This window comes from Nocardia sp. Marseille-Q1738 (assembly GCF_965283145.1).
The window spans coordinates 121,192-133,982 of record NZ_CBDIMS010000012.1; the positions used below are offsets into that span (position 1 = coordinate 121,192).

The 12,791-nt window shown below is 69.6% G+C and carries 12 protein-coding genes; 6 read left to right on the forward strand and 6 right to left on the reverse strand.

The genetic code is table 11. The features are described 5' to 3' along the window. Positions 1–21: 21 nt before the first annotated feature. The 5 genes from ACWPXK_RS31070 to ACWPXK_RS31090 all read right to left on the reverse strand — a co-directional run bounded on the left by ACWPXK_RS31070 (position 22) and on the right by ACWPXK_RS31090 (position 5,848). On the reverse strand, positions 22–975 hold the full coding sequence (locus ACWPXK_RS31070) for an alpha/beta fold hydrolase (protein ID WP_454199725.1): 954 nt from the start codon (positions 973–975) through the stop codon (positions 22–24). Between the two features lie 176 nt (positions 976–1,151). Next, entirely contained in the window at positions 1,152–2,375 is a 1,224-nt protein-coding gene (locus ACWPXK_RS31075; RefSeq protein ID WP_454199726.1) for an RtcB family protein, read from the reverse strand. A gap of 94 nt (positions 2,376–2,469) precedes the next feature. Continuing rightward, complete coding sequence (locus ACWPXK_RS31080) at positions 2,470–3,549, reverse strand: amidohydrolase family protein (protein ID WP_454199727.1); 1,080 nt, start codon at positions 3,547–3,549, stop codon at positions 2,470–2,472. Between the two features lies 1 nt (position 3,550). Continuing rightward, complete coding sequence (locus ACWPXK_RS31085; RefSeq protein ID WP_454199728.1) at positions 3,551–4,918, reverse strand: glutamine synthetase; 1,368 nt, start codon at positions 4,916–4,918, stop codon at positions 3,551–3,553. 51 nt (positions 4,919–4,969) lie between these two features. Further along, positions 4,970–5,848, reverse strand: coding sequence for a ribokinase (locus ACWPXK_RS31090; RefSeq protein ID WP_454199729.1), 879 nt, complete (start codon positions 5,846–5,848; stop codon positions 4,970–4,972). A 101-nt stretch (positions 5,849–5,949) separates the two neighbouring features. On the opposite strand from ACWPXK_RS31090, the gene ACWPXK_RS31095 reads away from it, so the two are divergent. Genes ACWPXK_RS31095 through ACWPXK_RS31115 form a run of 5 tightly spaced genes read left to right on the forward strand, consistent with a single transcriptional unit; the run spans position 5,950 to position 10,294 of the window. Then, positions 5,950–6,297, forward strand: a complete 348-nt coding sequence (locus ACWPXK_RS31095) for a hypothetical protein (protein ID WP_454199730.1) — start codon at positions 5,950–5,952, stop codon at positions 6,295–6,297. Continuing rightward, complete coding sequence (locus ACWPXK_RS31100) at positions 6,294–7,559, forward strand: glutamate-5-semialdehyde dehydrogenase (protein ID WP_454199731.1); 1,266 nt, start codon at positions 6,294–6,296, stop codon at positions 7,557–7,559. Before ACWPXK_RS31095 ends, ACWPXK_RS31100 begins: the two co-directional genes overlap by 4 nt. Positions 7,560–7,608: 49 nt before the next feature. Next, positions 7,609–8,514: an AAA family ATPase gene (locus ACWPXK_RS31105; protein ID WP_364327616.1), complete on the forward strand. Its 906-nt coding sequence runs from the start codon at positions 7,609–7,611 to the stop codon at positions 8,512–8,514. Between the two features lie 3 nt (positions 8,515–8,517). Next, positions 8,518–9,942: a vWA domain-containing protein gene (locus ACWPXK_RS31110; protein ID WP_454199732.1), complete on the forward strand. Its 1,425-nt coding sequence runs from the start codon at positions 8,518–8,520 to the stop codon at positions 9,940–9,942. 10 nt (positions 9,943–9,952) lie between these two features. Beyond that, entirely contained in the window at positions 9,953–10,294 is a 342-nt protein-coding gene (locus ACWPXK_RS31115) for an MmcQ/YjbR family DNA-binding protein (RefSeq protein ID WP_454199733.1), read from the forward strand. A 68-nt stretch (positions 10,295–10,362) separates the two neighbouring features. On the opposite strand, the gene ACWPXK_RS31120 is transcribed toward ACWPXK_RS31115, so the two are convergent. Beyond that, positions 10,363–10,584 (reverse strand): hypothetical protein, encoded by a 222-nt coding sequence (locus ACWPXK_RS31120; RefSeq protein ID WP_454199734.1) that lies wholly within the window; start codon positions 10,582–10,584, stop codon positions 10,363–10,365. Between the two features lie 366 nt (positions 10,585–10,950). Here ACWPXK_RS31120 and ACWPXK_RS31125 point away from each other — a divergent pair, with 366 nt between their 5' ends. Beyond that, positions 10,951–12,789: an HSP90 family protein gene (locus ACWPXK_RS31125; protein ID WP_454199735.1), complete on the forward strand. Its 1,839-nt coding sequence runs from the start codon at positions 10,951–10,953 to the stop codon at positions 12,787–12,789. Positions 12,790–12,791 lie beyond the last annotated feature (2 nt).

Consider the following 12,791-nt stretch of genomic DNA (forward strand, 5'->3'; position numbering starts at 1 on the left):
CGCTGGTCCGCCGGAACGCTGTCAGCCGCCGAGGCTGCCCGTAGGCCCGCGCCTGACGGTCCTTGCGGCCAGCTCTACCAGTCGGGCCCGGACCAGGTCGGGCCGTTCCTCGGCGATGAAGTGGCCACAGTTCTGGACCAGTTCGAGGCGGTAGTCGTCGGCGCGCGCCGTCTTCTCCGACGCGAGCGCGGGATGGATCGCGGCGTCGGCGACACCGAACAGCGCGTGGATCGGCACGGTTGCTCGGCGTTGTTCGCCCCGTACGGCGGACCGGGGGACTTCGCGCAGCAGGAAAGTGCGGTAGGTATCGGTCGCGGCTCGGGCGCAGACCGGGTCGCGGAAGCGGTCGGCGTACGCGTGGACCACCTCGGGTCCGAACTGGTCGCGGTTGCGCACGGCACCGGCGAAGATGAGCCGTTCCAGGAAGCGGGTGCGCTGGTGCAGGTACGTGCCGAACGCCGCGATCGGTGGCTGGTAGACCAGGAACCGCCAAGCGTGCGGGAGGAAACCGCGCGGCGTCTGCCAGGGATGGGCGATGTTCAGCGCGAGCAGCGCGTCGAATCGTTCCGGCGCTCGCAGCACGAGCAGGTGACCTACGTAGCCGCCCCAGTCGTGCCCGACCAGCAGGACGCGGTCGAGGCCGAGCGCGTCCAGCAGAGCCAGCAGGTCGGAGGCGACGTCCTCCTTGGCCCACCGGTGTGGCGCGGGACCGGACCAGCCGTACCCGGGCAAGTCCGGCGCGATGATCCGCAGTCCGTCCGGTGGATCGGCGAGCAGGTGGCGGTACGCGTAATGGTGCTGTGGCCAGCCGTGCAGCGCGAGCACGGCGCGTCCGTCGGCGGGACCCGCCTCGGTGACGTGGAAGCGGACGCCGCGCGCGGTGACGAACGAGCGCCGTACACCACCGATCTCCGGGGGACCGGCCGCCGGGTCCGATTCCGGAGCGGATGAGAAGAACGAGGGCCGCCAGGGCATATCCGATGGTAACGAGAAGATCGGCAGGTAATCCAGACCGATAGGTACGGTCCACGGCGCATTCGCCGCGAATCGCTTCCGACGGCGGGGTGGGTCTCGCCGCCACTCTGCGGCGGCGGTGAACGCGGAATCCGCGCCGGGCGAACGTGATCGCCCGGCGCGGAACTACCTGGCCGTCACCCCTTGACGCAGAGCACCTGGTGCAGTGTCGCGACGACGTCGACCAGGTCACGCTGTGCCGCGATGACCTCGTCGATGTCCTTGTACGCAGCGGGGATCTCGTCGACCACGCCCGCATCCTTGCGCGACTCGACGCCCTCGGTCTGGGCGATGAGATCGGCGACGGTGAACTGCTTCTTCGCCGCATTGCGACTCATCCGCCGTCCCGCGCCATGCGAGGCCGACTGGAACGAAGCCGGATTTCCCTTGCCGCGCACCACATACGAGCGGGTGCCCATCGAGCCCGGGATGAGCGCGAGATCGCCCTCGCCCGCGCGCACGGCGCCCTTCCGGGTCACCAGCATCGGCACACCATCGATGAGTTCCTCCGCCACATAGTTGTGGTGACATGAGATCGGCTGCTCGAAACGCACTCCGCGCCCGGCGAATTCGGCGCCGACCGCGCGGCAGACCAGGGCGAGCATGACCGCGCGGTTGCGCGCGGCGTACTCCTGCGCCCAGGTGAGGTCGCGCCGGTACGCCTCCATCTCCGGCGTGCCGGAGACGAAGACCGCCAGATCACGGTCGGGCAGGTCGACGTTGTGCGGCAGCGTTCGCGCGATCGTCATGTGCCGCTCGGCGAGTTCCTTGCCGATGTTGCGGCTGCCGGAGTGCAGCAGGATCCACACCCGGTCGTCCTGGTCCAGGCAGACCTCGATGAAGTGATTGCCGCCACCGAGCGTGCCCATCTGCTTGTGCGCCTTGAACTCCCGGAACTGCACGTGCTCGTCGAGCGCGTCGAAGGAACCCCAGAAGCGGTCCCAGCCCGCGCGCAGCGTCGCGGTGCTCACGCCGAGCCCGGCGACCTGGGTGCCGAGCCTGGTGACATCGACCGGGTCGTGGTGGGCCTGGAACCCGACCGGCACCGCCGCCTCGATCCGCGAGCGCAGCGAGTGCAGGTTGTCGGGCAGGTCGGCCGCGGTGAGGTCGGTGCGGACGCTCTCCATGCCGCAGCCGATGTCCACCCCGACCGCGGCGGGCGACACCGCGTCCTTCATCGCGATCACCGAGCCGACCGTGGCCCCCTTGCCGAGGTGCACGTCCGGCATCACGCGGACGCCGTGGACCCATTTCAGCGCGGCGATATTGCGCAGCTGCCGGAGCGCGGCCTGATCGACCTCGTGCTCGTGGGCCCACATGAGCGTCTGCGCCTTGGTGCCGCGCAGCTCGACGGGAAACATGGTCTCGATCCTCTCGTTGGTTTCTCACCATCAACGGTAGGGACCGAGAGCGGCGGATGCACCCGAATATCGACCGACCGGACGGTCCGATTTTTCAGCCGGTGACCTGGTCGAGCGCCGTGCGGTAGACGCGCTCGGCATTCCCGTGCGCGATGGCCGTGACCAGGGCTTCCGCGTCGGCGGTGGTGATCACGTCGGCGGCGATCCACTCGTCCATCAGCGTGCCGAGTCCGCGTCGCCAGAGCAGGGCGCCCAGGTAGTGCAATTCCGGCAGCCCGTAGCCGTCCGAGGAGTAGCACAGCGCCCGGAACGGGGCGAGTTCCAGTGTCTCCGCGAGGACCGCCGCGGCGCGGTGCCCCACATACGGGATGGTGAGGCCCAGATCCACGTGGACGTGGTCGAAGAGGTGAGCGAGGTAGGCGGCATGGCGATGGAACGGCCAGCAGTGCAGCAGCATCACCGAGAGCCCTTTGCCCGCCGTCCGGCGCAGGAAGTCGGTGAGCAGCAGCGGGTCGCTGTGCCGCAGGTGGAGGTCGGGGTCGCCGAACCCGGTGTGGAATTGCAGGGGAAGGCCGAGCTCGGCCCCGATCCGCGCGCCGAGCCCGACCAGCCAGCCGAGCACATGCGGATCGGTGAGCCGGTGTTCGGGCGCGAAACTGGTCGGCGGGTGATCCCGCGGCGGAAAATCCAAGCCGCACCGGTAGGCGACGATCGTCTTGAACCCGGCGGCGGTGGTGGCACGCGCACGCAGCTCGGCTTCGATCCGGTCGTAGACGCCCGATACCGCGCCGACCTGCGCGATGACCTGTTCGGCGACCTCTTCCAGGCGCACGACTTCGTGCACGTCTCCGTCCACCAGAGCGGCGAAATCCGCTGTTCCACCGCCGATTCCGGTGTCCAGGAACCATCGGGTCACGCCTGCGGCGCGCAGCAGCCGCGCGGCGGCTTCCCCTGCTCCGAGCTGGGCGCGATGGCGCAGATAGACGTCCGGGCCGACGTGCGCGGGCAGGTCGAGCGCGGGCGCGCACCAGCGGCGCACCGCGAGCCCGATCGCGGAATCGAAACTGCCCCGCGCGCCTTCGCCGAGCAGGCGCTCGAAACCGGGACGATCCAGCGTGCCGATGTCGACGCCGTGACAGTGGTGGTCGGTCAGCGGCACGTCGTCGGTGAGCACGTCAGAACCGCCAACGCGTGCGGGCGACGATTTCTTCGGCGCTCGCGTCGGCGTATCGCTCGGCTTCCGCGCGGCGCACGGTGAGCAGCGCATCGTGCAGCTCGGCGCCCATCGCGCTGGCGAGTACCCGGGATGCGGCGAGGTGCTCGGCGGCCTCGGCCGGTGTGGTCGGCAGTCGGCGCACGTCGGACATCCTGCGGGCTTCGGCATCGAAAGATACCGGGTCCCCGGTGATTTCGGCAGGCAAGTGCAACTGTTCGGCGATGCCGGCGAGCCCGGCCGCGATCACCGAGCCGACGATCAGGTACGGATTGCCGGTCGCGTCGAAGCACTTGACCTCGGCGTTGGCCGCCCACCCCTCGGTGCCGCGCACCCCGGTGATGAAGCGCAGCGCTGCCTCTCTGGTCTCGCGACCCCAGCACTGCCACACCCCGGCCCAGCGTGAGGGCTCCAGCCGCAGAAAGCTCGCCGGATTGCCCGCGCCGACCGCGACCAGCGCGGGCAGTTCACGCAGCACGCCCGCCAAGAACGCCTCGCCGGTGCGCCGCATCCCGTGCGGACCGTCACCGCCCGAGAGCAGGGGCCCCTCGTCGTCGTGCACGGACAGATGCAGGTGTGCTCCGGACCCGGCGCCGCCCGGTTCGATGCATGGCGCCAGCAGCGCGCGCCAGCCGTGCTGCGCGCTCACCTGACGGATCGTGTGCCGGACCAGGACGGCCTCGTCCGCGGCGGTGACCGGCTCGGACGGCTCCACCGACAATTCCAGTTGGCCGGGTGCGTATTCCGGGTGGAACTGGGCCACCGCGACACCCTGCCGGTCCAGCGCCGCGACCAGGTCGGCGGCGTACTCGGCGACCTGCCCGAGCCGCACGATGCCGTAGGCGGGGCCGTGGACGGCGGGTGTGAAGCCGTCCGTGTCGTCGGCCCGGCCCACGGACCATTCGGTCTCGAAGGCCATGGACAACCCCAGCCCAGCCGCACGGGCCGTCTCCGCCTGCCGGGCCGCGAAGTGGCGCTGGCAGGCGACGAAGCGGGCACCGTCCTGGGTGTACTTGTCGGCCGGCGCCCACGCCCAGCCGGGCTGGCAGGCCAGTTCGGTCAACTTGGACAGATCAGGGACGAGGCGCAGATCCCCGTCGGGACCGCCGAGATAGCGCCCGACCGTCATCAGGTCGTCGAAGGCGAAGGTCTCGAAGCACGGGGACACGCCGACCCCGTACCAGGATGCGAGGTCGAGCCGCTGTTTGGGCACCGCTTTCACCCGGGTGATGCCCGCGTTGTCGACGAAGCTCAACACGATCATGGACGCGTCCAGCTGGTCGGTCAGCGCGGTGTCGCCGTCGGCGGGGATGCGATCCGGCGTGGCCATGGGTACCACGATATCGGTTCGGGCGCACCGGGAGCCGAGGCGCGCACGTCCTTATTCGGCGACCAGTGCGGCGGTGATCTCTTCTCGGGTCGGCAGCGAGCTGCTCGCGCCCAGCGTGGTCGTCGCCAGCGCACCGGCAGCGCAGGCCCAGGTCAGCGCCCATTCCGGGCCGCGGTGCCAGGCGGCGGCCAGCGCGCCGGTGAACGCGTCGCCCGCCCCGGTGGTGTCGACGACGTCCACTCGCGGGCTGCGGCACGACAGCCGCGTATCGCCCGGCCCGCGATAGTCCGCGCCTGCCGCCCCACGCGTCACCACCACGTGCGGAACCGGCTCGAGGTCGTCGCGTAGCTGTTCGGCTTCACCCGAATTCACCACGGCCACATCCACATCGGCCCACAGCTCGGCGGGCAGACGGCGGACCGGCGAGGGATTCAGCAGGACGGTCGTGGCGTGCGCGCGGGCGTGGCGCGCGGCGGCGGCCACCGTGTCGATGGGAATCTCCAACTGACACACCAGGACATCGGCCGCTGCGATGGCCGCCAGGTCGTCCTCGGTGAGCTCGGTCATCCGCGCGTTGGCGCCGCCGACGACGATGATGCTGTTCTCGCCGTCGCTGTCGACAATGATCGTGGCGATGCCACTCGGTCCGGCCACGGTGCGCAGCCCGTCGACGGCCACGGCGGAATCCGTGAGGGTTCTGCGCAGTTCGGCGGCGAACACATCGTCGCCGACCGCCCCGAGGAATCGCACCGCCGCGCCGGCTCGCCGCGCCGCGATGGCCTGATTGGCGCCTTTCCCGCCCGGCACCATGGCGAAGCTCGTGCCCAGCACCGTCTCTCCGGGAACGGGCCGCCGCGCGGTGGTGGTCACCAGGTCCATGTTGATGCTGCCGAGCACCACGATCGCCGGAGCGTCCGATTCGGCCGTCATGACGCCGGACGGTAGTCGCCGAACCCACGCCGTGCACGTAGCCGCGTGTCCGACCGTCCGCATTCTCGCCCCACTCCGCCACGCAACGAGGTGCCCGGGGAGTGGTGGAAGCAGTTGCGGGACGCACCGTGATCACCGACCTCGGCTCACCGACCGCTGATGATCGCACTGCGGTGCCGGGAAGTCCCGAGTCGCCCACCAACGGCCCGTTGTCCACGACCGCGACGTTCGACTATCCGGCACCGGCGGCGCTGGCCGGTTTTCCTCCGATCGCGCCGCCCTGCGGCCATCAACCGGCCGAGCACACCAACGCGCACGCGGCCGACAGCGATTTGCGGCGTGCTTCTCGCGGCCATCGTGCTTCTCGCGGCCATAGTTGCCGACCGGATGCCGGCGTGGCCCAGCAGGTGGAATCGGCAGTGCCGCCGGTGCGTAGGCTGTACCCATGACGGTAGGAATGACGACCCAGCCGGATGTCCGTGAGGTGGTGCACGAGGCCGCGCGCAAGGCCCGAGTCGCGTCGCGGACGCTGGCGCGGCTGACGACCGCGCGGAAGAACGACGCGCTGCACGCCGCCGCCGACGCGCTGCTGGCCGCCGCCGACCGGGTGCTCGCCGCCAACGCCGAGGACATCGCCGCAGCGCAGGCCGCGGGCACCGAGGAGTCGCTGCTCGACCGGTTGCGGTTGACCAAGGCCCGGATCGACGGCATCGCCTCCGGACTGCGCCAGGTGGCCGGGCTGCCCGATCCGGTCGGCGTGGTCGTCCGCGGCTCCACGTTGCCGAACGGCCTGGAGATCAAGCAGGTACGCGTGCCGCTCGGTGTGGTCGGCATGGTGTACGAGGCCAGGCCGAACGTCACGGTCGATGCGTTCGGGCTCGCGCTCAAGTCCGGCAACGCCGCCCTGCTGCGCGGCTCGTCCTCGGCCGCCCGCTCCAACGCCGCGCTCGTCGCCGTGCTGCGCGAATCGCTGGTTGCGCAGGACATCCCGGCCGACGCCGTGCAACTGCTGCCGAGCCAGGACCGCTCCAGCGTCACCCATCTGATCCAGGCCCGCGGCCTGGTCGACGTCGTCATTCCGCGTGGCGGCGCCGGGCTGATCAACGCGGTCGTCCGCGACGCGCAGGTGCCCACCATCGAGACCGGCACCGGCAACTGCCACGTCTACGTGCACGCCGCCGCCGATCTGGACATGGCCGAGCAGATCCTGATCAACGCCAAGACCCGCCGTCCCAGCGTGTGCAACGCGGCCGAGACCGTCCTGATCGACGCGGCGATCGCCGACACCGCGCTGCCGAAGCTCACCGAGGCTCTGCAGCGGCACAACGTCACCATCCACGGCGACCTGCCCGGTCAGGTTCCCGCCACCGACGCCGATTGGGGCGAGGAATACCTCACCCTGGACATCGCGCTGAAGGTTGTCGACGACCTGGACGCGGCGGTGGAGCACATCAACACCTGGGGCACCGGCCACACCGAGGCCATCGTCACCGGCGACGTGTCCGCCGCGCGCGAGTTCACCAGCCGTGTCGACGCCGCCGCCGTCATGGTGAACGCCTCCACCGCGTTCACCGACGGTGAGCAGTTCGGCTTCGGCGCCGAGATCGGCATCTCGACCCAGAAGCTGCACGCCCGCGGCCCGATGGCGCTGCCGGAACTGACCTCGACGAAGTGGATCGTCTGGGGCGAAGGCCAGATCCGGCCCGTCTGACCCACACCGGCCGCGGACGACGCCACAGTGGCACTGCCGTACCGTGAGGATGGGTTCGGAAGAAAGGTACGGGGTGGTGTCGGACAGTACGGTTCAGGAACCGGTCTTCGCATCGGTGGACGATGTGATCGAGCGTTTGGCGAGCACGGGGTACCTGGCGGACAAGGCCACCGCCACGTCGGTGTTCCTCGCCGACCGGCTCGGCAAGCCGCTGCTGATCGAGGGACCGGCGGGCGTCGGCAAGACCGAGTTGGCGCGCGCGGTCGCGCAGACCTCGGGCGCCGAGCTGGTCCGGTTGCAGTGTTACGAGGGCGTCGACGAGGCCCGCGCGCTGTACGAGTGGAACCACGCCAAGCAGATCCTGCGCATCCAGGCCTCCAGCGAGAACGACTGGCAGGAGACGAAGGCCGACGTCTTCACCGAGGAATTCCTGCTGTCGCGGCCACTGCTCACCGCCATCCGGCGCACCGATCCCACGGTGCTGCTGATCGATGAGACCGACAAGGCCGACATCGAAATCGAGGGCCTCCTGCTGGAGGTGCTCAGCGACTTCGCGGTAACCGTGCCGGAACTGGGCACCATCACCGCCAGCCGCAAGCCGTTCGTGGTGCTCACCTCGAACGCCACCCGCGACCTGTCCGAGGCGCTCAAGCGCCGCTGCCTCTACCTGCACCTGGACTTCCCGGACGAGGAACTGGAGCGGCGCATCCTGGCCAGCCGGGTGCCCGAGCTGTCCGCCGCGGTTGCCGCGCAGCTGGTGCGGATCGTGCACGTGCTGCGCGGTATGCAGCTGAAGAAGCTGCCCTCGGTCGCCGAGTCGATCGATTGGGGCCGCACGCTGCTCGCGCTCGGCCTGCGCGATCTGGACGACACGACCGTCCGCGCCACCCTCGGCGTCGTGCTGAAGCACCAGAGCGATCACCAGCGTGCGCTGGCCGAACTGAAGCTGGCCTGAGCCATGGCGGCGGGATCGGTCCCTGCGGATATCGCGTCGCTGAGCGCGCCGCACGGACTGCCCGGCCATCTGGTCGGATTCGTGGAGGCGCTGCGGGCACGCGGGATTCCGGTCGGCCCCTCCGAGACGGTGGACGCGGGCCGCGTGGTGACCGTCCTCGACCTGATGGACCGCGAGGTCCTGCGCGAAGGCCTGGCCTGCGCGCTGCTGCGGCGCACTACGCACCGCGCGACCTTCGACGGGCTGTTCGACCTGTGGTTCCCAGCCGCGTTGGGGGAACGCACCGCGGCGGCGGACGAGGTCGAGATTCCTCGCATGCTGTCCGGCGAGGTGGACATCCCGGCGTTGCGTGAGCTGCTCGCCGAACTGCTCACCCAGGAAGCGACCGGGCAGCTGGAAGCCCTGGCCGCACAGCTGGTCGAGCAGCTCGGTCAGTACCAGGCCGCCAGCCACTCGTCGTTTTCGGCGTACAAAGCGCTGAAAGAGGTACAGCCACAGACCTTGCTGGCCAAGATTCTGGCCGGACTGGGGGCCGGACCCGACACCAGTGATTTCGATATGGAGATCGCCCGCCGTGTCGGTCGGCAGCGCATCGCCGACTTCCGCGCGACGGTCGAGGCCGAGACCAGGCGTCGCGTCGCCGAACGGATCGGCCGCGAGCGGGTGGCCGGCTACGGCGTTGCCCGCCAAGCCGAGGAGGTCGATTTCCTGCGGGCCTCCGAGGCCGAACTCGCCGAACTCAAACGCGGCACCCAGCGTCTGGCCCGCATCCTGGCCTCGCGCCTGGCCGCGCGGCGCAGGCACGCCCGCCGCGGCGAGATCGATCTGCGCCGCACCCTGCGCAGATCCATGTCGACCGGTGGCGTGCCGATCGATCTGGTGAACCGCAAGCCGCGGCCCGGCCGCCCGGAACTGGTGCTGCTGTGTGATGTCTCCGGCTCGGTGGCCGGTTTCAGCAACTTCACCCTGCTGCTGGTGAGCGCGTTGCGCGAACAGTTCTCCCGGGTGCGGATCTTCGCGTTCGTCGACCAGGTCGACGAGGTGACCCGGTTCTTCGATCCGCGCACCCAGCTGGACCGGGCGATGACCAGGATCTTCAGCGAGGCGAACGTGGCAGGCTTCGACGGGCACTCCGACTACGGCCAGGCGCTGGCCGGGTTCGCCAGGGACTACCCGGACGCCGTCACCAGTCGCAGTTCGCTGCTCATCCTCGGCGACGCCCGCACGAATTACCGTGACCCGGAACTGGCCACACTGCGGTCGCTCGTCTCGGTCGCCAAGCACGCACACTGGCTGAATCCGGAACGACGCGATCAGTGGGGCACCGGTGATTCCGCCGCGGACAAGTACCGCGAGGTGATCGAGATGCACGAATGCCGCTCGGCCAAGCAGCTCACCGCGGTCGTGTCCCGGCTGCTGCCGGTGTAGGAGACTGTGCATGGACGACGCCGCACTGCTGACGTACTGCCTGGCCAAGCCGGGCGCCTGGCAGGACGAGCCCTGGGAGGGCGATGTCGTCGCCAAGGTCGGCGACAAGATATTCGCATTTCTCGGGGATACCTCGGTCGGCCTGAAATGCGGACGTACCCGCGAGGAGGCCGACGAACTGGTCCGGGTGTATCCGGACGACGTGGCGACGTCGGCATACATCGGCCGGTACGGCTGGAACACCATCCGGCTCGCGGGCACGATCCCGGATGACGAACTGTACGAGCTGGTCGACCTGTCCTACGAAGCGATCGTGCGCAAACTACCGAAGTCCAAGCGCCCCACCGTCTGAGCCAACGGCAGCGGGAAGGCCGTCCGGCCCGTCGCAGGCTTGCGACGGGCCGGACGGGCCCGATGGACTCAGTGCAGGCAGCCGGCGGCGTGGAGTTCGGCGTACACCTCCTCGGAGACGGTGATGAGGCCGAGGCCGACATTCGCCCCCAAGTCCACTCCGGCCTCGAGGGCGCAGCTCAGCAGTTCCACGTTCACGACGATGGTCTGGTCGGCCTGCGCCGCGCCCGCGCCGGCGACTGTCGAACAGGCCAGTGCCACGGCGATGGCACCTGCTTTGACGAATCGCACGATGTCCTCCTTCGAATCGAAGTGTGCACAGCTTGGATTGGTCATTCGTCCGGGTGATCGAGCTGTGTCCGGGTGGACGTCGGTCGCCCCGGGCAGGCGCCTTGCCGCCTGCAGTTGCAGACCCTAACAACGGGTGTCGGCTGTGGCCGCTCGCGTCGGCAACACCGGCGATTCGCCTGGGCTGCTGCGGTTTGAATGTTCAACGCTTCCAGCGGGAACCATATCCGCGGGTACGGTCGCGGCCGACGGATGTGCCGGCCGGTCGACCTGTCGTCCGAGGCGATCGTGCGACGCTGACATGCATCGCAATGACCGAAAAGCGTTCGTTAAGCGAACCTTTGGCGCACACCGACAAGATCGGCACCCATGGTGAACAGAACGCCCCGAGGTCCGGCGGCGGTAGACAACAGTTATTCGTTCCAGGTCGATCTGCGTGGGATCGTCGATCTGCTCTCCCATCACCTCTACTCTGGTCCACGGGTCTATCTGCGTGAGCTGTTGCAGAACGCCGTCGACGCGGTTACAGCCCGCGCCAGCCGAGAGGCGTTGGCGTATCCCGTGATTCGGCTCGTTGTGGACGAGTCCGGCCTGCGCATCAGCGATCCCGGCGTCGGTCTGACCGAGTCCGATGTCCACCGGTTCCTGGCCACCATCGGCCGCTCGTCCAAGCGTGACGACATCGAAGGCGCACGGCGAGAATTCCTCGGCCAGTTCGGCATCGGGCTGCTGGCCTGCTTCACGGTCGCCGAGACCATCCGCGTGGTCACCCGATCCGCCACCGACACCACGGCCCCGCCGGTCGAGTGGCTGGCCGCCGCCGACGGCACGTACATGGTGCGCACCCTCGATCCCGATGAGTATCCGGAGCCGGGCACCACGGTGTGGCTCACCCCGCGCGGCGGGGCTCGAGCATGGTTCCAGCCGCGGCGGGTGATCGATCTGGCGCGCGAATTCGGGTCGCTGCTGCCCTACCAGGTGACCGTGGAATCCGATGGTGTCGTGGAGTCGGTCACCGACGGCGTTCCGGTATGGCGGCGCACGTATCCGACCGCGGAGGACCGAAGAGCCGCCTTGCTCGAGTACGGTCGCCGGACGCTGGGCTTCCCGCCGCTCGACGCGATCGAACTCGATGCCGGTCCGGCCGGGGTGCGCGGCGTGGCCTATGTGCTCTCCCAGCCAGGAAACCCGACCGAGAGCAGTGCGCACCGGGTGTACCTGAAGGGGATGCTGCTGGGGGACGCGGTGCGCGGCGTGCTGCCGGACTGGGCGTTCTTCGTGCGCTGTGTGATCGACACCGACACGCTGCGGCCCACCGCGTCGCGGGAAGCGCTCTACGAGGACGACCGGCTGGCCGTCGTCCGGGAGGTGCTCGGCGACCAGATCAGGGACTGGCTCACCGAGATCGCCGTCGAGCAGCCGCGGCGGCTGGCCGCGTTCCTGTCGGTGCACGCGCTCGGGGTGAAGGCGATGGCCAGGCATTCGGTCGATCTGCTCCGTATCATGCTGCCGCACTTGACTTTCGAGACCACCGACGGACGCGTGCCGCTGACCGAGTTCGCCCGCAGCCATCGCACGGTGCGGGTGACCTCGACGGTCGAGGAGTTCCGCCAGGTGGCCTCGACCGCCGCCGCGCAAGGTATCGGCGTCGTCAACGGCGGCTACGCCTACGACCGCGAGCTGGTCGCGCTGCTGCCGCGGCTGGTGCGCGGCGTCGAGGTGGTCGAGCTCGACGCCGAGGCGATCACCGCGGCGCTCGATCCGGTCGACCCGGCCGAAGAGCTGGCGCTCGTGCCGGTGCTCACACTGGCGCGCACCGTACTCGACCCGCTGTCGTGCGACGTGATCGTCCGGGCCTTCCATCCGGTATCGGTGCCTGCGCTCTACCTCGATGGACGCGCCGCCCGCACGGAACGAGCCAGGGCGCAGACCGCCGAAGGCGCGGACGAATTGTGGACCGAGATCCTCGGCGCTCTAGCGGCCGCCGCGCCACGTGCTCAGCTCGTCCTGAACTACCACAGCCCGATCGTGCGCAGACTGGCCCGCATCGACGACCCGGGGTTGCTGAAGACGGCGGTGGAATCGCTGTACGGCCAAGCCCTCCTGATGACCCATCGCCCGCTCAGCGCGGCCGACACGGCACTGCTCAACCGCGCCTTCGGCGAATTCCTCGGCTGGGCTACGCACGGCGGCGAAGGGGCCGAGTGAGC

Excerpts from the sequence above, each read along its gene's own strand:
- ACWPXK_RS31070 (WP_454199725.1), bottom strand. The coding sequence starts at position 975 with ATGCCCTGGCGGCCCTCGTTCTTCTCATCCGCTCCGGAATCGGACCCG.
- ACWPXK_RS31075 (WP_454199726.1), bottom strand. The coding sequence starts at position 2,375 with ATGTTTCCCGTCGAGCTGCGCGGCACCAAGGCGCAGACGCTCATGTGG.
- ACWPXK_RS31085 (WP_454199728.1), bottom strand. The coding sequence starts at position 4,918 with ATGGCCACGCCGGATCGCATCCCCGCCGACGGCGACACCGCGCTGACC.
- ACWPXK_RS31090 (WP_454199729.1), bottom strand. The coding sequence starts at position 5,848 with ATGACGGCCGAATCGGACGCTCCGGCGATCGTGGTGCTCGGCAGCATC.
- ACWPXK_RS31100 (WP_454199731.1), top strand. The coding sequence starts at position 6,294 with ATGACGGTAGGAATGACGACCCAGCCGGATGTCCGTGAGGTGGTGCAC.
- ACWPXK_RS31105 (WP_364327616.1), top strand. The coding sequence starts at position 7,609 with ATGGGTTCGGAAGAAAGGTACGGGGTGGTGTCGGACAGTACGGTTCAG.
- ACWPXK_RS31110 (WP_454199732.1), top strand. The coding sequence starts at position 8,518 with ATGGCGGCGGGATCGGTCCCTGCGGATATCGCGTCGCTGAGCGCGCCG.
- ACWPXK_RS31115 (WP_454199733.1), top strand. The coding sequence starts at position 9,953 with ATGGACGACGCCGCACTGCTGACGTACTGCCTGGCCAAGCCGGGCGCC.
- ACWPXK_RS31125 (WP_454199735.1), top strand. The coding sequence starts at position 10,951 with ATGGTGAACAGAACGCCCCGAGGTCCGGCGGCGGTAGACAACAGTTAT.